Origin of the sequence: Methanobrevibacter millerae, assembly GCF_001477655.1 — an archaeon.
Lineage (GTDB): Archaea > Methanobacteriota > Methanobacteria > Methanobacteriales > Methanobacteriaceae > Methanocatella > Methanocatella millerae_A.
In genome coordinates this window covers 1,976,940-1,996,647 of sequence record NZ_CP011266.1, presented here as the reverse complement: position 1 = coordinate 1,996,647, position 19,708 = coordinate 1,976,940, and the positions used below count along the sequence as shown (strand labels likewise).

The 19,708-nt window shown below is 31.6% G+C and carries 15 protein-coding genes and 1 pseudogene; 11 read left to right on the top strand and 5 right to left on the bottom strand.

Going from position 1 to position 19,708, the window contains the following annotated elements; all coding sequences use genetic code 11:
• The first annotated feature begins 38 nt into the window (after positions 1 to 38).
• A complete protein-coding gene (locus SM9_RS08895; protein WP_058739810.1) occupies positions 39 to 1,244 on the top strand; it encodes a GMC family oxidoreductase N-terminal domain-containing protein in 1,206 nt (401 codons plus the stop codon).
• Between the two features lie 4 nt (positions 1,245 to 1,248).
• On the opposite strand, the gene pyrI is transcribed toward SM9_RS08895, so the two are convergent.
• The 5 genes and pseudogenes from pyrI to hisA form a co-directional block, all read right to left on the bottom strand.
• Entirely contained in the window at positions 1,249 to 1,716 is a 468-nt protein-coding gene (gene pyrI, locus SM9_RS08890) for an aspartate carbamoyltransferase regulatory subunit (protein ID WP_058739809.1), read from the bottom strand.
• 1 nt (position 1,717) lies between these two features.
• Entirely contained in the window at positions 1,718 to 2,218 is a 501-nt protein-coding gene (locus SM9_RS08885) for a flavodoxin family protein (protein WP_058739808.1), read from the bottom strand.
• Positions 2,219 to 2,230: 12 nt separating this feature from the next.
• Positions 2,231 to 3,244, bottom strand: coding sequence for an N-acetyl-gamma-glutamyl-phosphate reductase (gene argC / locus SM9_RS08880; RefSeq protein ID WP_058739807.1), 1,014 nt, complete (start codon positions 3,242 to 3,244; stop codon positions 2,231 to 2,233).
• Between the two features lie 11 nt (positions 3,245 to 3,255).
• Positions 3,256 to 3,716 (bottom strand): annotated as a pseudogene (locus SM9_RS08875) (adenylyltransferase/cytidyltransferase family protein).
• 9 nt (positions 3,717 to 3,725) lie between these two features.
• Positions 3,726 to 4,463 carry a 1-(5-phosphoribosyl)-5-[(5-phosphoribosylamino)methylideneamino]imidazole-4-carboxamide isomerase gene (gene hisA, locus SM9_RS08870; protein ID WP_058739806.1) on the bottom strand — a complete coding sequence of 246 codons (738 nt, stop codon included), beginning with the start codon at positions 4,461 to 4,463 and terminating at the stop codon, positions 3,726 to 3,728.
• A gap of 82 nt (positions 4,464 to 4,545) precedes the next feature.
• On the opposite strand from hisA, the gene SM9_RS08865 reads away from it, so the two are divergent.
• The 10 genes from SM9_RS08865 to SM9_RS08820 all read left to right on the top strand — a co-directional run bounded on the left by SM9_RS08865 (position 4,546) and on the right by SM9_RS08820 (position 19,699).
• Positions 4,546 to 5,484 carry a helix-turn-helix domain-containing protein gene (locus tag SM9_RS08865; protein ID WP_232299120.1) on the top strand — a complete coding sequence of 313 codons (939 nt, stop codon included), beginning with the start codon at positions 4,546 to 4,548 and terminating at the stop codon, positions 5,482 to 5,484.
• 218 nt (positions 5,485 to 5,702) lie between these two features.
• Positions 5,703 to 7,493, top strand: coding sequence for an ABC transporter ATP-binding protein (locus SM9_RS08860; RefSeq protein ID WP_058739804.1), 1,791 nt, complete (start codon positions 5,703 to 5,705; stop codon positions 7,491 to 7,493).
• Entirely contained in the window at positions 7,494 to 9,239 is a 1,746-nt protein-coding gene (locus SM9_RS08855) for an ABC transporter ATP-binding protein (RefSeq protein ID WP_058739803.1), read from the top strand.
• 50 nt (positions 9,240 to 9,289) lie between these two features.
• Positions 9,290 to 9,871, top strand: a complete 582-nt coding sequence (locus SM9_RS08850) for an MptD family putative ECF transporter S component (protein WP_058739802.1) — start codon at positions 9,290 to 9,292, stop codon at positions 9,869 to 9,871.
• A 9-nt stretch (positions 9,872 to 9,880) separates the two neighbouring features.
• Positions 9,881 to 10,588, top strand: a complete 708-nt coding sequence (locus SM9_RS08845; RefSeq protein WP_058739801.1) for an energy-coupling factor transporter transmembrane component T family protein — start codon at positions 9,881 to 9,883, stop codon at positions 10,586 to 10,588.
• 1 nt (position 10,589) lies between these two features.
• Positions 10,590 to 12,020: an ABC transporter ATP-binding protein gene (locus SM9_RS08840; RefSeq protein WP_058739800.1), complete on the top strand. Its 1,431-nt coding sequence runs from the start codon at positions 10,590 to 10,592 to the stop codon at positions 12,018 to 12,020.
• A 103-nt stretch (positions 12,021 to 12,123) separates the two neighbouring features.
• Positions 12,124 to 12,828, top strand: a complete 705-nt coding sequence (locus SM9_RS08835; RefSeq protein WP_058739799.1) for an ABC transporter ATP-binding protein — start codon at positions 12,124 to 12,126, stop codon at positions 12,826 to 12,828.
• Between the two features lie 4 nt (positions 12,829 to 12,832).
• The gene (locus tag SM9_RS08830) at positions 12,833 to 15,103 is read left to right on the top strand and encodes an ABC transporter permease (RefSeq protein WP_058739798.1); all 2,271 of its coding nucleotides are present in this window, start codon (positions 12,833 to 12,835) and stop codon (positions 15,101 to 15,103) included.
• A 67-nt stretch (positions 15,104 to 15,170) separates the two neighbouring features.
• Positions 15,171 to 17,375 carry an ABC transporter permease gene (locus SM9_RS08825; RefSeq protein WP_232299118.1) on the top strand — a complete coding sequence of 735 codons (2,205 nt, stop codon included), beginning with the start codon at positions 15,171 to 15,173 and terminating at the stop codon, positions 17,373 to 17,375.
• Positions 17,376 to 17,440: 65 nt separating this feature from the next.
• Entirely contained in the window at positions 17,441 to 19,699 is a 2,259-nt protein-coding gene (locus tag SM9_RS08820; protein ID WP_058739796.1) for an ABC transporter permease, read from the top strand.
• Positions 19,700 to 19,708: the final 9 nt, after the last annotated feature.

Here is a 19,708-nt window from a genome sequence, read left to right as displayed (position 1 = left end):
TATAACAATTGACATAATTTAATATTTGGTGATATTTTATGGTAATTATTGTTGGTACTGGTGCCGGCGGGGCAATTATTGCTCGAGAATTAGCAAAAGATAATATTGATGTAACAATTATTGAAAAAGGTCCTTATATTCATTCTAAAGATGCATTTAATTATTATGATGCGTATAATGATGATGTTGATTTATTGACCACAACATGCATTGGCGGAGCAACTATTGTATCCATGTCAAATATGGTTCATGCACTGGACAGTGAATTGCATGAGTATGGTATTGATATCTCAGAAGAATATAAGTATGTTGAAGAGTTAATTGATGTGCATGAGTTGGATGATTCACATATTGGCCGTGGTACTCAATTATTTTTGGATGCTGGTCGTGAACTCGGATTAAATACAGTTAAAATGCCTAAAGCAATTCGTGAAAAAGACTGTATTCAATGTGGAAAATGTGCATTCGGATGTCCTGCTGATGCAAAATGGTCTGGAAAAGACTTTGTTGATGAAGCAGTTGAGAATGGAGCAACATTAATTGCTGAAGCAGAAGTGACCGAAGTCATTGTTGATGATTCCAAAGTAAAAGGAGTCAAATATATAAAAGATGGTGTAGAAAAGTCAATTTTTTCAGATACTGTTGTTTTATCTGCTGGGGCTATCGGTTCAACATTAATTTTAAGGAGTGTTGGAATAGATGCGGGTCGTGAATTATTCTTTGATCCGTTTGTATCTGTTGGAGGATACTTAAAAGATATTAATTTTAACACAGAAGTGCAAATGGCCGGTTTGGTTGTTGGCAAAAACTTTGTTTTATCACCACATTTTTCATCATTCATTAAAGGCAATATTGACGATAAAAATGTTGATGACAAGGATATTTTAAGTATTATGGTTAAAACATCCGATGAAGCTAAAGGATATGTGGATGATGACGGAGATGTGGTAAAAGTCAATACAATTCAGGACATTCGTTATTTGGCTGAAGGTGTTGCGACAGCAGGTTTTATTTTAGAAAAAGCAGGTGTTGACCCTTCAACAATCGGATCAACAGTTTACAGGGGAGCACATCCTGGAGGAACAGCTCCAATCGGAAAGATTGTAGATTCAAATCAGGAAACAGAGATTGGAGGTTTATTCGTCAGTGATGCAAGTGTATTGCCAATATCTCCGGGAAAGCCACCAATATTGACTATCCTTGCATTATCAAAAAGACTTTCAGATTATTTAAAAAATAAATAGAAGATTATTCGAATTGTTTTTCGATATCTTCATTTTTTATTAATTTTTCACAGTAATGACATCTGAGTACTGGTGGCTGAGATTCAATCACATTAAATTTTGAATTAATAGGTTCATTTTCGTAATTTGTAATGCATTTGTCGTTTGTACATTTTATTATTGATTTAATGACTTGTGGAAGAATTATCTTATCTTTTTTTATAACTTCATAATTTCTTATGATGTTTATTGTAGCTTTTGGAGCTATTAATGCAATTTGATTTAATTCTTCATGGTCAATTTCTCTGTTTTCAATTTTTACAATGTCTTTTCTTCCAGTTTCTCTAGAAGATACATTCATAGCTACTGTAACATTTATAACATCTTCATCTGGAAGACCTAAAATCTTAAGAATGTGAAGCGCTTTATTTGCAGTAATATGGTCAATTACAGTACCATTTTCAATAGCTTTGATTTTCAACTCAGATTTCATTTTATACACCACTATACATTTTCAAAACTAATGTTTGGATAATTCCTTCAGTATCGTTAATTATATCTTCAGGACTTTTATCCATTGTTTTAAGTGAAAAGCTCTCAACAATTCTTCCCCCACGCATACTTATTTTTTCTTCAAGTCTTTCAATTGTTGGCTCGTCAGATCCGTCTTTATTCATAGTTGTAAATAGAATCACATCTTTGCCTTTCCAATTGCATCTATCAATCAAAGTAATTATTGCAGGAGTAGGTTTATTTGCCCAGGTTGGAGTTCCCACATATATTAAATCATAATCTGTTAAATCTACTTTTGATGGGGAGATTTCTGTTTTTGATTCTCTGAATGCATCAATTGAAGATAATAATCTGTTTGCAAAACCTTCCCTATTTTTCAAATCTTTTATTCCAATTATGTCTGCTTTCAAATGCATGGATAATGTTCTGGCCATTATCTTTGTACTGCCACTTCCTGAATAGTATATTATTAAAGTTTTCATTTTTTTTACCTCTTATGGATGAAGACCAAAGTGTTTTAGGCCTGTGCTCTCATCAAGTCCAAGTAAAATGTTCATGTTTTGAATTGCCTGTCCTGAAGCACCTTTGACTAAATTATCGATAACTGATAGCATCACTACTCTTCCTGTTTCATCTATTTCAAATCCTCCGATATGGACGAAATTGGATCCTCTAACTGAGCTTAAATGAGGGATTTCTCCTTCATCCATTAATTTAATGAAATATTCTCCTCCATATTCTTTTTCATAAATTTCTCTTAATTCTTCTGGTGTGATATCTTTGATTAGTAAACTGTGGCTTGTTGTCTGGATTCCACGAATAACTGGAACTAAATGTGGTGTAAATGACACTTTAACATCTTCAAAACCATGCAGTTCCTGTTGAATTTCTGACATGTGTCTGTGTGATGAAATCTTATATGGATTAACATTATCTGCAATATTTGGGTAATGTGTAGTTGAAGATGGATTAACACCGGCTCCACTAACACCGGTTTTTGAATCAATAATTATTCTATCAACTAAATTATTTTTAACTAATGGATAAGATGACAAGATTGCTCCTGTTGGGAAACATCCTGGATTTGCAACAAGTTTTGCTTTTTTGATTTCGTCCCGGTATAATTCCGGAAGCCCGAATACACCTTTATTTTCTTTATCTGTGTGTTCCATACCATACCATTTTTCATATACTGCTGTATCACGATATCTATAATCTCCACTTAAATCAACTACTTTCATGCCTGCATCCAATAATTCGGGCACGATTTTCATTGACGCACCATGAGGGGTTGCGGTAAAAGCAACATCAACATCCAAATCTGACGGACTTTTATTTGTAAATACAAGCCCAGAATCTCTAATATGTGGATGAATTTTATGTGCTGGTGTACCATCGTATTGTCTTGAAGTAATATCAGTTACTTCTACATCAGGATGATTTAATAACATTCTTAAAAGTTCTCCGCCGGTATATCCGCTTGCTCCAATTATTGCTACTTCATACATATTGATTCCTCCTATTCACAGTTATCTAAAATTTTTCCTTCAAAATCGGTATTTTTATTTTTTTAATAATCTTACAGCTGCTGTCAAGTTCATCCTGATGATAAACACTTACTCGTTGAACACGTGCTTTAAGCCCTCTTTCATCGATAGCTTTCTGTAATTTTTCAACATTATGGGTTTGATCAGGTCCTATTGCAATGATGTCCGGGTCAATTTCTTCAACAATCTTAAAAATGTCTCCTTCTTCATTACCTAAATAAGCTTCATCAACGGGTTTTAGCATTTTGATTAATTCTAAACGTTGATTTTCACCTACAATAGGGACTCTTTTTCTTTTTTCTACAGTAGAATCTCTTGCAACAACAACATAAAGTTTAGAATTATATCCTCCAAGATTTTTTGCTTCCTGCAGATAAATGCCATGTCCGGGATGCAATAAATCAAATGTTCCACTTGCCATTACTTTTTTCATAAATATTCACTACCTTTTCTGGTATTTCAATGCTTCTTTCAAGTCGATTTTATTTTTATAAAGTGCAGAACCTATAACAACACCTTCCACTCCAGTTTCATTAAGCTGTTTAATGTCATTTATTGTCGTTACTCCGCCAGAATAGACAATTGGCAAATCTACGGAATTTTTAAGCTCAATTAATGGGTCTGTATAAAATCCGCCCAATAGGCCTTCAACATCAACATTGGTAAATAGAATGCTTCCTGCTCCATGCTCTTTGAATTCATTGGAAATTTCAGAGGGGCTTTTATCGATTTTTTCTTGCCATCCTTTAATGACAACCTTATTGTCTTTACTGTCTAGAGAAATCATGATTCTTTCAGAGCCATATTCCTCTGATAATTGTGTTATTGTTTCCGGGTTTTGTATTCCCATTGTTCCGATTATTAATCGTTCAATGTCCAAGTCCAGAAGTTTTTTCGCATATTTGATATCTCTTATTCCGCCGCCCAGCTGTATTGGAACAGAGACTTCATTTAATATTTTCTTAATCACTGGCAGGCTGGTTTTTCCGTCAATTGTTCCATCCAAATCTATAACATGGATGTTTTTTGCACCTTCATTTTCCCAATGTAGGGCAACATTTTCTGGGTTTTCTATTTCAACCATTTCACTGCCGGGTTTGCCTTGAACGAGCTGAACACATTTTCCATTTTTTATGTCAACTGCGGGCATTATTAACATTTCATCTTTTTTAAATGACATTTGGATTTTTCCTAAATATTTATTATAATAAATTATATGTTTTGAAATGTTTTATATGTATTGTTTATATAAAAATATTTGTATGAATGAAAATCTTTATGAATTATTTGGTAATGTTTTTATTTCTGATTTTAATGTTGATGGTGAGGGATTTAAAAAAATAATTGATTTGGGCAAATATGGCAAATTGGAAACATATTCATTATTTCCAGGTATTGTTTTAGCTTTCATTGATATTAATGTGGAAAATTATAGTAATGTATTTATTGAAAATAAATTGCCCTCCAGATTGCTCGAAATTAATCATTGTTCCAGTGGTCGATATGCTTATACTGTAGGGGAGGATAAGGTAATTTACTTTGGAAAGGGTGATTTATGCATAAGTATTTATGATATGACAAAAACATTGGCTGATTTTCCATTAGGATTTTATAATGGTGTTGAGTTTTTTATTGATATAGACATAGCAAATGAACATATTAAAGAATTCATTCCTGATTTTGATGTTATTGAGTTTTATGAAGAATTAGAGAAATCCCGAGGCTATGTGCTAGTTCGTTCCAATGAACGCATTGACCATGTTATCGGCGAATTATATAATGTTGATGAGCGAATTAAAGAATCATATTTCAAATTAAAATGTGTTGAATTATTGCTGTTTTTTTCCATTACGAATTTTACAAATGATGAATTTTCCCTCTCTAAAAATCAGGTTCAAATTGTTGAAAATGTTAAAAAGGATTTAATTAAAGATTTGGATAGTAAAATAACTCTTGATCAACTTTCTAATAAATATGGTATCAGTAAAACTTCTTTAAAGAATTCTTTTAAGGAAGTATATGGAAAACCTATTATTAAATGGAGAAAAGAATATCGGCTTGATTATGCTTGCAGGTTAATTGGGGAAGGTAAATATAATATCTCTGAAATTTCTAAAATGGTCGGTTATAGTTCTCCTTCTAAATTTTCAAAAGCTTTTAAGGATTATGTTGGATGTACTCCCTCTGAATATCTTCATTAATTTTTTGTCTTTTTGGTATAGTATTTGTCTTTTTAGTTCAAATATATTTATATACTAAATTAAATTAATTTTATTATTGAAAATAGGTTTATTTAATTTTTTTTATTTAAATAACTAAATTTACTCTTTTATTTTATTTTTAAATATTTTTAAAAGAGTTGTCTTTTTTGGTTATTTTAAATTTTTAGGTAAGCCTAAATTTAATTTAAGGCGATAAGATGTCAGAAAATAAAAGTAAAAATAAATTTTTTAGATTGCTTAGTTATTCTGGAAAATATAAATACCTCTCAATCGTTGGTATTATATTGTCTGCTTTAAGTGCAATTTCCATGCTAATTCCATTTATTTACATTTGGCATGTAGTAAATGCACTTTTGGTGGTCGCTCCGGACTTTACAAAAGCACAAAATATAGATGTTTATGCAATTAGGGCATTTTTATTTGCAATTTTGGGAATTGTCCTTAATTTTGCAGGTTTGATGTGCACCCATTTGTCCGCATTTAGAAATGAGAAAAATATGAAAGATGCAGCATTTAATCATTTGCTTAAATTACCATTAGGATATTTTTCCAACCATACTAGCGGGGGTTTAAGAAAAATAATTGATTTCAGTACAGCAAAAACAGAAGGCTTTTTAGCACACCAATTATTTGATTTATCAGGTGCTATTGTAACACCAATAGTATTTTTGATTTTATTGTTTAGTTTTGATTGGATTCTTGGATTGATTTGTTTAATTCCAATAATTTTATGTTTCTTGTTTATGATTCCTATGTTTACAGGGGAATCCCAAAATTTCATGATGGAATATCAAAAATACTTGGAAAAAATGAATGCTGAAGCTGTTGAATATATAAGAGGAATTCCTGTTACAAAAGCATTCCAACAAAGTGTTTATTCATATAAAAATTTTATACTGGCAATTAAAAATTATGCCAAGTTTTCTTCAGAATATGCATTTTCAACACAGCTTCCTATGACTTCATTCACAGTATCTATTAATGGTTTTTTCGCATTGCTGATTCCAGCGGGAATTCTGCTTGCAGGGTCTGTTGTTGATGTAAAATTTTTGTCAAATTTCTTATTTTACATAATATTTACTCCAATTTGTGCTGTTATGATGAATAAAATAATGATGGTTTCACAAGATTGGATGTTGGCAAGTAATGCATTGGACAATATTGAAGAGATTTTAAACGAAAAACCTCTAGTTGAACCTCAAAACCCTCAAAAACCTAAAAGTCATGCTATAGAATTTGAAGGGGTTTACTTTGATTATGATGAAACCTCTGGTGATGAACATATCTTAAATGATATTAATTTAAAAATTAATGAAAATGATTCAGTTGCATTGGTCGGTCCGTCAGGTGGAGGAAAAACTACAATTGCCTCATTAATTCCAAGATTCTGGGATGTAAATAAAGGTACTATTAAGTTAGGGGATGTTGATGTTCGAGATATTTCAACTAAAGAGTTAATGTCAAATATTTCCTTTGTTTTCCAAAACACTACTTTATTTAAAGATTCAATTTATAATAATGTAGCTATTGGTCGTAAGGGTGCGTCTAGAAGTGAAGTTCTTGAAGCAATTAGTTTAGCTCAATGCGATGATATAATTGATGAATTGCCAGATGGAATAGATACCGTCATCGGTTCTGAAGGTACTTATCTTTCAGGTGGTCAGCAGCAAAGAATTGCACTTGCAAGAGCTATTTTAAAAGATGCTCCAGTCATTATCTTGGATGAAGCAACTGCATTGGCAGACCCGGAAAATGAATATCTGATTCAAAAGGCCATTTCTGAAATTACAAAAGATAAAACTGTCATAATGATAGCACACCGCTTGTCCAGTATCAGGAATGTTGATAAGATTTATGTTATTGATAATGGCCGAATTGTTGAGGAAGGCAATCATGATGATTTGGTTGGCAGTAATGGTTTATATTCAAGAATGTGGGATGAATTTAATCAGTCCATTCAATGGAAAGTCAAAAGTGAGGCGATATAAATGATTTCAGAGTACTTATCAAAAAGATTTGGCCTAACAAAAGAGGGTTCCAATAATCTCGTTAAGGGAATAATATACACCGCACTTCAAAATATCTCATTTATGATCCCTATTGGATTATACTCACTATTGCTTTACATGTGGTTGTCCCCATTAACTGGCGGTGAAATCATAGAACCAAATTTAGGACTTTTCATAGTTCTGATATTAATTGCTCTTGGGATAATTTTTGTATTTGCATGGAAACAATATCACTTTGTTTATAATACCACCTATGGTGAAAGTGAAAAAAGAAGAATAAACCTGGGTGAAAATTTAAGAAAGCTTCCATTATCCTTTTTTGAAAATAGGGACTTGGCCGATTTAACATCAACAATTATGAATGACTGCACAGACCTGGAACATGTTTTTTCACATGCAGTTCCACAGCTTATAGGATCTATAATTTCATTGATTATTGCTGCAATTGGTTTGTTCGTATTTGATTGGAGATTGGCTATTGCACTTTTATGGGTAGTTCCTGTTGCTTTTGTTATATTGTATGTTTCCAGAGCACTGATTTATAGGGAAGGAAATGTTGTATTGAATAATTTGCTTGATTGCGGGGATTCTATGCAGGAAAGCATTGAGTCAATTAGAGATTTAAAATCATATAATCATGAGGCAGAATATTCATCTAAATTAAATGGCCTTACAAGAAAAATTGAAAAATCAAGAATAAAAGCGGAACTTATGACTGCCATGGGAGTAATTTCGGGGAATATGGTTTTAAAATTAGGATTTGTTTCAGTAATATTGGTCGGATCTTATTTAATCATGAATTCTCAAATAAGCATTTTCACATTTTTAATCTTCTTAATAGCTTCAGCTACAATCTATGCTCCTGTTGAAAACGGATTGATGTTTTTATCTGAAATATATATGATGGATATGAAGGTTGACCGTACAAAAGAAATTGAAGAGCTTGTCATTGGTGGTGGACTGACTGAGTATTCACTGGATGGTTATGACATTGAATTTAATAATGTCAATTTCAATTATGATGACTTGAAAGATGTATTGAGCGATATTAATTTCACTGCAAAACAAGGTGAGGTAACAGCTTTGGTCGGACCATCTGGTGGTGGTAAATCGACAGTTTCAAAACTTGCAGCCAGATTCTGGGATCCTGTGAGTGGAGAAGTTTCTTTAGGTGGACAGGATTTATCTAAATTAGATTCAGAAAAACTTTTAGAAAACTTTTCAATTGTATTTCAGGACGTGATTTTATTCAACAATACCATAATGGAAAACATTCGCATTGGAAAAAAAGATGCAAGCGATGAAGAAGTAATTAATGCCGCAAAATTAGCGGAATGTGATGAATTTGTTCAAAAATTGCCTGAAGGATATGATACTGTAATAGGCGAAAATGGTGAACTGCTCTCTGGTGGTCAAAGACAAAGGATTTCTATTGCAAGAGCACTTCTAAAAGATGCCAATGTAATTTTGCTTGATGAGGCAACTTCATTTTTGGATGTTGAAAACGAATCAAAAATCCAGAAGGCATTATCTGAATTAATCAAGAATAAAACTGTCATTATTATTGCTCATAGAATGCGAACTATATCTAATGCAGATAAAATCGTGGTTTTAGATGACGGTAAAATTGCTGAGCAAGGTTCACCTGAAGAGTTGCTGTCTAAAGATGGTTTGTTTAAGAGAATGGTGGATTTACAAAATTTAAGTGGGGAATGGAAAATTTGATTCCCCAATAATTCTCATTAATTTATTAAAAAATATGGAGGATGATTTTAATGAGTGAACGTTTGAACGTGAAAGATTTAATTACTGTAGGTATTTTTTCAGTCATACTGACTGTTTTGATATTTATATTTGGTATGTTGGGTTATATTCCCATATTAATGATAGCACTTCCGATATTGGCTGCATTAGTTGCTGGAATTCCGTATATGTTGTTTTTAACAAGAGTTAATAAATTTGGAATGGTAACTTTAATGGGATTAATTTTAGGCATTATCATGTTTCTATCCGGACACACATGGATACCAATTTTGGTTTTCACATTATTTGCATTGATTGCAGATTTAATTTTAAAAGCAGGTAACTATTCATCAGTTAAAAATTCCATTATTAGTTTTGGTGTTTTTATATTGGGAATATTCGGTAACATGTTGCCATTTTTTATTTTGAGAGATTTTTTTGTAGAATCTATCAGAACATCAATGGGTAATGACTATGTAGCTGTTATTGAACCGTTTTTAACATATGAAGTTTTAATTATTTTAGTTATTGTAACATTCATTGTCGGTTTAATTAGTGCATATGTGGGTAAAATTGTTTTGAAAAAACATTTTGAAAAAGCGGGTATTGCTTAAGTGATAAAAATGGAATTAGGCCAATTTAAATTAGATCCTCGAACTAAAATTATAATTCTTGTAATTATAAGTTTCATGGTATTTAATGAAGCACCGATATATGTTAGTGGAATTTTAGTCTTAATTCCATTTATCTGCTTATTTTTCTCGAATTATAAAAAAGCAGCAGTAATTTATGTTGTATTGTATGTGGCTGCAAAATATATTCAAATTTTTTTACTTCCAAATTCAACAGGCATAATATCAATTATCCTGGTGATTTTTAGTTACACCTCTTCGAGGATGCTGCCTATTTTAATTATGGGATATTATACAATAGCTTCAACTAAGGTAAGTGAATTTATTTCTGCAATGGAAAAAAGTAATGTTCCAAAAGATATTATCATTCCTCTCTCAGTTGTTTTTAGGTATATTCCATCTATCATTGAAGAAATTAAATCAATAACTAATGCAATGAAGATGAGGGGTTTTGGTTTAACTGTCAAATCCTTTAAAAATCCATTGAAATTAATAGAATTTTATATGGTTCCAATATTAATTAGTGCAGTTAAAACAAGTGATGAATTATCTGCCGCTTCTTTAACAAGGGGTTTGAGCAATCCTAAAAAAAGAACACATTTGGTTGATACTGAATTTAGTAAACTGGATTATTCATTGCTTCTAATATCTGTAATTGGATTTTTAATATACGTATTTTACTTTATAGGGGGTCATTAATTTGATTAATGTTAATAATGTTTCTTTTTCTTATAATAATGATTCTGGTCTTGAAAATATTGATTTAAATATTAAAAAAGGTGAAGTAATATTGCTTTGTGGTGAATCAGGGTGTGGAAAAACTACTTTAACACGCCTTTTAAATGGTCTCATTCCAAATTTTTTTAATGGAAAAAAGCAAGGTGAAGTTTATTTAAATAATGATTTGATTAGTGAAATGCCTGTTTATGAAATATCTAGATATATTGGGTCTGTTTTTCAAAATCCAAAAACACAGTTTTTCAATGTTGATACAACAAGCGAAATAGTTTTTGGATGTGAAAATTTGGGAATTGATGAGTCTGAAATAAAAAACAGATTAAATATTGTTGTCAACCAGTTTAAAATTGAAAATTTGTTGGATAAAAATATTTTTAAATTGTCCGGTGGTGAAAAACAAAAAATTGCATGTGCATCAGTATCAGCGGTTTTTCCCGATATATTTGTTTTAGATGAACCCTCTTCTAATTTAGACTCTGAATCAAGTTGGGAATTGGAAAACATAATTCAAAATTGGAAAAATCAGGGTAAAACTGTAATAATTGCAGAACATAAATTATTCTTTTTAAAAAATGTCGTTGATAGAGTTATATTTTTAAAAAAAGGTAAAATATTTAATCAATGGATGATTTCTGAGTTTAATAATATAAATCATAGGGATTTTGGTTTAAGAGAAATAACTTTGGATAATCTAAAAATAAAACAAAATGAATATTATTCTAAAAATAATGAGTTTTTAGAGTTCAGAAATTTTAATTTTAAATATGGTAAAAAACATGTTTTGGACATTGATCAGGTTAAAATTCCTAAAAATGAGATTATTGCAATAATTGGAAAAAATGGTGCTGGAAAATCCACTTTTGCCAATTGTTTATGTGGCCTTAAAAGATCATTTAAAGGTGAGGTAATTTATAAAAATGAAAATCTAAAAAGAAAAGATTTACTTAAAAAGACTTATATGGTAATGCAGGATGTAAACCATCAATTATTTACAGAAAGTGTCTTGGATGAAGTACTGTTAAGTATGGATGAGGAAAATATTGGATTGGCTGAAAATATTTTGTCTAATTTAAATTTGTATCATTTAAAAGACAAGCATCCGATGGCATTATCTGGTGGTGAAAAACAAAGAGTTGCTATAGCATCAGCTATTGCCTCTAAAAAAGAAATATTAATATTTGATGAACCAACCAGTGGTCTTGATTTAAAAAATATGCTTAAAGTTTCTGAAAATCTCAGATATCTTCAGAAATTGGGAATTACTTCATTTATCATAACACATGATTTTGAATTGATAATGGAATGCTGTTCACATATTTTGCATTTGGAAAATGGAAAAATTGTGGATAATTATAAAATTAATAAAGAAAAACTAAAGAAGTTTTTCTTATAAGCATATTTGATATTTCAATACAATTTTTTGGTTAACCTAAATATTAAATAGATGATTATATAAATACATTAAGTGTTAAATAATAATACGGGAGATTAATTTAATGAGCACATTAATAGAATTTAAAGATGTGGTAAAAGAATATAAGTCTGGAGATCACATTTTACGAGCGATGGATAATGTTAACTTCACAATAGATGAAGGAGAATTTGTTGTAATTCTCGGACCGTCTGGAGCGGGTAAGTCAACCCTTCTAAATCTTTTAGGCGGACTTGATTCTGCAACCAGTGGTCAGATTGTTGTGAATGGGGAACATGTGGAAAACTTCAATGACAATGAATTAACCAAATATCGTGCTAAAAATGTAGGTTTCATTTTTCAATTTTATAATTTAATTCCAAATTTAACTGCAATTGAAAACGTGGAATTGATGAAGGATATTGTCGACGTTAATATCGACGGAAAAGCAGTTCTCAACTCCGTTGGTTTAGCTGGCCATGCCAATCAGTTCCCTGCACAACTTTCCGGAGGTGAACAACAAAGGGTATCAATTGCAAGAGCTGTTGCCAAACAACCTGCCATGCTTTTATGTGACGAGCCTACTGGTGCACTTGATTCTAATACTGGGGTTTTAATCTTAAACTTGCTTCAGGATATGAGTAATAACAGAAATACGACTGTTATCATAGTTACTCACAATGCAATTTTGGCTGAAGCGGCCGATAAGGTTATCAGAATTAAAAACGGCCAAATTGAAGATATTGCAATTAATGAACATCCTAAAAAAGTAGACGAACTTGAATGGTGAGTGTATGCTTTTTAAAAAGATGTTGAGAGACATCGCGAAGCATAAAACACAGTTTCTATCTATTTTTTTAATGGCTTTTTTAGGTGTTTTTGTATTCGCTGGTGTCGGAGGAGAATCAGTTGGTTTGGAAGTTAGTGTTAATGATTATTATGATGCAACTAACCTAGCAGATGGTTGGATTTATTCAGCAAACTTGGATGATAACTTTGTTGATAAGGTAAATAACCTATCACCTACAAAAGATACTGAAAGACAACTTGTAATAGATTCGATTGGAAATTTCTCAAACGATCCGGAAATAACATTGCATTTTTTAGAGAACAATACTATTTCTAAATTTTATCTTCTTGAAGGTGAAGATGTAAACATTAGTGATGAAGATGGAGTATGGCTAGATAAGAGTTTTGCTGATGCAAAGAATTTAAAAGTTGGAGATAATATTTCTTTCACTTTCAATGGAGTAAGCATCGAAAAGGAAATTAAAGGATTGGGATATTCTCCAGAATATGTTTATCATGCATCTGATTCATCAATAATCCCGGATTTCAATAAAATGGGTTTTGCATATTTGTCCTATGAAGCATTTCCATTATCTGATGTTCCATATAATGTATTATTAGTTGATTTTGATGGATCTGCTGGTAATTATAATGATTTGCTTTCAGATAAGTTGGACGGAGATTATAATTCATTTGTTGAGAAATCAGAAAATCCGAGTGTGTCTCAATTTTCAGAAGAAATAGACCAGCATAAGATGATGGGGGATATTTTCCCAGTTGTATTCATTTTAATTGCTTTATTGATTTTATTGACAACTATGACTCGTATCATAGCCCATCAAAGAACACAAATCGGTATATTGAAAGCAGTTGGATATACAAATAAAAGTATAATTTTCCATTATGTTTCATATGGTTTCTGGCTGGTATTGGCTGGAGCAATTTTAGGTCTTATTATTGGTCCTTTAACATTGCCTAATTTATTTTATCCATCAATGAGTGCCACATACATTTTACCGGAATGGAAACCTGCATGGAGCATGAACTTTGTTTATGTTGCAATCATAATGGTTGTAATGTCTCTTTTAGTTTCATATTTTGCTGTTAGAAGCATATCCAGTGAAAATCCTGCAGATACAATAAGGCCTAAGGTGCCTAAAATTTCTTCTTCAGGATTTATAGAAAAAACAAGCATATGGAAAAGGTTTTCATTTAATGTTCGCTGGAACTATCGTGATGCCAAAAGAAATAAATTCAGAGCATTAATGACAATTGTTGGTGTTATGGGTTGTGCTGCACTTTTAGTATCTGCATTCGGCATGTATGATGGAATGCATGATTTGAAAGAATGGGAATACTCACAAATCAATCATTATGATTCAAAATTGATTGTAAATGATAATGCAAGCATATCAAGCATAAATAATATAGCCGATGAAGTCAATGGTGATAAGTTAATGGAAAGTGCTATAGAAATCGAATCGGGCAATGCTAAAAAGTCAGGTTCACTTCTGGTACTGAATGGCACGAATCTTGTAACGCCTACCGATTATGATAGGAATGAAATTAAAATCGGAAACGATGAAACTTCAATATCTCAAAAAATGGCTGATTTGCTGGGTGTTGGTGTTGGTGATACTGTCAAATGGCATATTATGGGTTCAGATAAATGGGTATCAACAAAAATTGATAAAATACATGCAGATCCTATTTCACAAGGGTTTATAATGTCATCTGATAAATTGGGTGCATTGGATTTGAACTATACTCCAACAAGCATTGTCACTTCTGAGCATGTGGATAAGAACTACTCAGACATTAAGGCTGTTAATTCAATGAATGACATGACAACCAGCTGGGATGAAATGACTGAATCAATGATGCTTTTAGTTTACATTCTAATATTTTTTGCATGTCTTTTAGCGGTTGTTGTGCTTTACAATTTAGGATTGTTATCTTTCACTGAAATTGAACGTGAAATTGCCACATTAAAGGTTTTAGGATTTAAGACAGGTTCTCTTAGAAGATTGCTGTTAACTCAAAATTTATGGTTTACAGCTATTGGATTTGTTTTAGGTCTTCCATTGGGTTATTATATTTTGGATATCATGTGGCAGTCTTCCGGTGATTCATTCTATATATTGCCTTCAATATCACTTTCAAACTTCCTGTTGACTGCTGTGATAACATTTGCATTATCTATTCTTGTGAATTTGTTGTTTTCACGCAAAATCAAGAAGCTTGACATGGTCGAATCTCTTAAAGGGGTTGAATAGGGTGCTATTCAAAAAAATGGTTAGGGATATCAAGAATCATAAGATTCAATTCATCTCCATTTTTTTAATGGCATTTTTAGGAGTATATGTCTTTACAGGTTTTGGAGCAGAATCATTCGGATTTGAAGAAACTGCTTCAACATATTATGGTGAAACTAATCTGGCTGACGGCTGGATTTACGCATCTAATATTGATGGTGATTTTGTAAATAAGGTAAATGATTTGTCTTCAACGAAAGACTCTGAACGTAAACTAATTGTAAACTCGATTGCCGATTTTGACAATGATCCGGATATTACTCTACACTTTTTAGAGGATAATGATATTTCAAAATTTTATCTCGTAAAAGGGGAAGAATTTAATTTATCTGATGGTGATGGGGTATGGTTGGATATTAGGTTTGCTGAAGCTAAAAATTTAACTGTTGGCGATAATATTTCATTTACTTTTGAAGGAATAACTGTTGAAAAGGAAATTAAAGGTTTGGGTTATTCGCCGGAGCACTTGTATCAGACATCTGATTCATCAATGATACCTGATTATGGTAAGATGGGTTTTGCTTATCTTTCGTATAATGCTTTTCCATTATCTGATGTTCCATATAATGTATTATTGGTTAAATATGATGGGAACTCTTCAAATTATGAAAAACAGTTGGATGATGATTTGACAAGAGATTACTCTTCATTTCTTCCAAGAGCCCAATATCCTAGTTTTGCAGAGTTTCAGGATGAAACAGAACAGCATCAAATGATGACTGATGTAATACCTGTAATATTCATAATAATTTCAATGTTGACTCTACTAACGACAATGACCAGAATCATCAACAATCAAAGAATGCAAATTGGTGTTTTAAAGGCATTAGGTTTTAAGAATCGCACGATAATGTTTCACTACATTTCCTATGGGTTCTGGATGGTGTTGGCAGGAAGCATTTTGGGTTTGATTTTAGGACCTTTAACCTTGCCTCCAATAATGTTTGAAGAGATGGCTGATTTGTATTCTATTCCTTACTGGTTAACTGGATTCAACATTAGCTTTATCGTGGTTACTTTGTTGATGGTTGTTTTGGCAGCATTAATATCTTACTTTGCATGCAGAAATATTGTAAATGAGTCTCCTTCAAGCGCAATACGACCTAAGATTCCAAAGGTGTCAACTTCAGGATTTTTAGAAAAGTTGGGAATATGGAAAAAATTTTCATTTAATGTTCGTTGGAATTATCGTGATGCAAAAAGAAATAAGTTCAGGGCATTGATGAGTATTGTTGGTGTAATGGCATGTACATTGATCATTGTTGCATCATTTGGTTGTATGGATGGCTTTGATGAGATGAAAGAATGGGAATACACAGATATTAATCATTATTCATCAAAACTGGTTCTTGAAGATAACATTACAGCTTCACAGGTTGATTATATTGCAGATGACGTTGGTGGCGAAAAATTGATGGAAAGTTCGATAGAAATCAAATCGGGAGATATTAAAAAATCGGGTGTCATTACAGTTCTTGATGATAATAAGTTATACACTCCAACGGATGATAATAAAAATCCAATTAGCATCTCTTCCAATGAGGTTTCCATTTCTACAAAGATGGCTCAATTGTTGGGTGTTGGTGTTGGCGATACTATAAAATGGCATATTATGGGTTCTGATAAATGGATTAGTACAAAAGTTGATAAAATTCATTCTGATCCAACATCACAGGGTATAATCGTATCCAAAGAGAAGTTAGATGATTTAGGATTGAATTACACTGCAACTAGTGTAATTTCTTCTCATGGTGTGGATAAAAATTATTCTGGGGTCAAAACCATATTTTCAATGGATTCACTGACTGACAGTTGGGATGATATGATGGAATCTTCCATGACTATAATATATCTGTTGGCAGCCTTTGCATCATTGTTGTCTGTTATTGTGTTATATAATCTTGGATTGTTGTCATTTACTGAAATCAAAAGGGAATTTGCCACATTAAAGGTTCTAGGTTTTAAGTCCTCTCAATTGAGGAAGCTATTGCTAACGCAAAATCTGTGGTTTACAACAATAGGTTTCGTAATTGGTGTTCCTTTAGGACGTGAAGTATTACAGTACTTGTGGGGAACAATGGGTGATTCATTTTACTTGAAAGCGAACATTTCTCTTAAAACATTAATAATAACATTTTTAATTACATATGTAGTTTCTATTCTTGTTAATTTAATGTTTTCAGGTAAAATTAAAAAATTGAATATGGTTGAATCGTTAAAGGATAATGAATAACCATATTTTTCTTTATTTTTTTATAATCATTAATTTTAACAATTATTTTTTTCATATTATTATTCATGTCATTATCTAAAAAGATGCTTAGGGATATAAAAATTAACAAAACTCAATTTATTTCCATATTTTTAATGGCATTTTTAGGCATTTTTGCATTTTGTGGAGTATGTAGTGAGTATTATGGTTTAGAACAAACTAGTTCTGATTTTTATACAAATACTAATCTTGCAGATGGTTGGATTTATAATACCACAATTACAGACGATGCTATTGATGAAATAAATAATTTTACGACGAATAGTGAAAAACAACTTGTTGTTCAGTCTGTTGCCAATTTTTCAAATGATCCTGACATTACTCTGCATTTTGTAGAAGATAATGAAATATCTATATTTTATGTATCTCAAGGTCAGGAGTTTAATTTATCTGATGAATCTGGAGTTTGGTTAGATAAAAGGTTTGCTGATGCTCAAAATTTATCTGTTGGGGACAATATTAGTTTTAAATTTAATGGTATTGAAATTGAAAAGGAAATTAAAGGAATCGGTTACTCTCCGGAGTATGTTTATGAGGCTTCACCAACGTCTATAATACCTGATTTTAAAGATATGGGTTTTGCTTATATGTCTTATAAGGCATTTCCTTCAGATATTAAATATAATGTATTATTGGTTAAATTCAACCAAAGTCCTGATGATTTTAAGAATTCATTGGATGATTCTGTTGAATATCTGTCTTTCACTAAGCAATCAGAACATGTAAGTGTTTCTCAGTTTAATGAGGAAATGGCTCAACATAAAATGATTGGTGATGTTTTTCCAATAGTGTTTATTTTAGTTACATTTTTAACTCTTTTAACAACAATGACTCGTATAATATCTCATCAAAGAACACAAATTGGAGTTTTAAAGGCAGTGGGCTATAAAAATAGGACTATAATTCTTCATTTTATGTCCTATGGGTTCTGGTTGGTTTTAGCTGGTGCTATTTTAGGTTTAATTTTAGGGCCTATGATTATTCCAAATTTATTTTATCCAACCATGACTTACAGATATTCACTTCCTGAATGGAATCCTGGTTTTGACATTAGTTTTGTTGTAGTGGCTGCCTTGATGGTTTTATCATCTCTTTTAGTATCTTATTTGGCTGCTCGAAATATTTCAAAAGAAAATCCTGCAAATACTATGCGACCAAAAGCTCCAAACATTTCATCTTCAGGATTTTTGGAAAAATCCTCATTATGGAATAGGTTAAATTTCAATCTTCGTTGGAATTACAGGGATGCTAAAAGAAATAAATTCAGAGCATTGATGGCGATAGTTGGGGTTATGGGTTGTGTTGCTCTTTTGGTTTCAGCTTTTGGTATGAATGATTCTATGGATAATTTAAAAACTTGGGAATATGATGATATTTCTCATTTTGAGTCTAAATTAATTATTAATAATGGTGCATCATTAAGTGATATTGATGATGTCAGAAAGGATGTAAATGGGCATACTATAATGGAGCAAGCTATTGAAATAAAAGCTCAAGGAAATGAAAAGACTGCATCACTTCTTATATTAAATGATACGAATTTGATATCTCAGACAGATAAAAATAAAAATCCACTCAGTTTATCCAATACAGATATATCACTTTCTGCAAAAATGGCGGAAAGTCTAAATGTTGGTGTTGGAGATACAATAAAATGGCATGTCATAGGGTCTGATGATTGGGTTGAATGTAAAATAACTAATATTCATGGTGAACCGTTGTCCCAGGGAATCATATTGTCATCTGATAAATTGGATGAATTAGGATTAAATTTCACACCAACAAGCATTATAACTTCCCAGAATGTTGATAAGGAATATGATTCAATTAAAAGTGTCACTACATTAAGTGAAATGAAAGAAAATTGGGATGAAATGTCTGGATCTATAATGATGATGGTTTCAATTTTAATATTCTTTGCAATACTTTTAGCTATTGTGGTATTATATAATCTTGGAATTTTATCATTTACAGAAATTGAACGTGAAATTGCAACTCTTAAGGTGTTAGGATTTAAAACTGGTGATTTAAGAAAATTACTATTGACACAAAACATAATATTCGCTGCTATTGGATTTATATTGGGTATTCCTTTAGGATTTTACCTAATGACATTAATGGTGGATGCTGCAGGTGAATCTCTGTATTATATTCCTTCTTTAACTTTGGGAAATATAATATTAAGTGGTGTGATAACATTTGCTGTATCAATTGTGGTTAATTTATTATTTTCAAGTAAAATTAAGAATTTAAATATGGTTGAAGCTCTAAAAGATGTTGAATAATTAATGGGT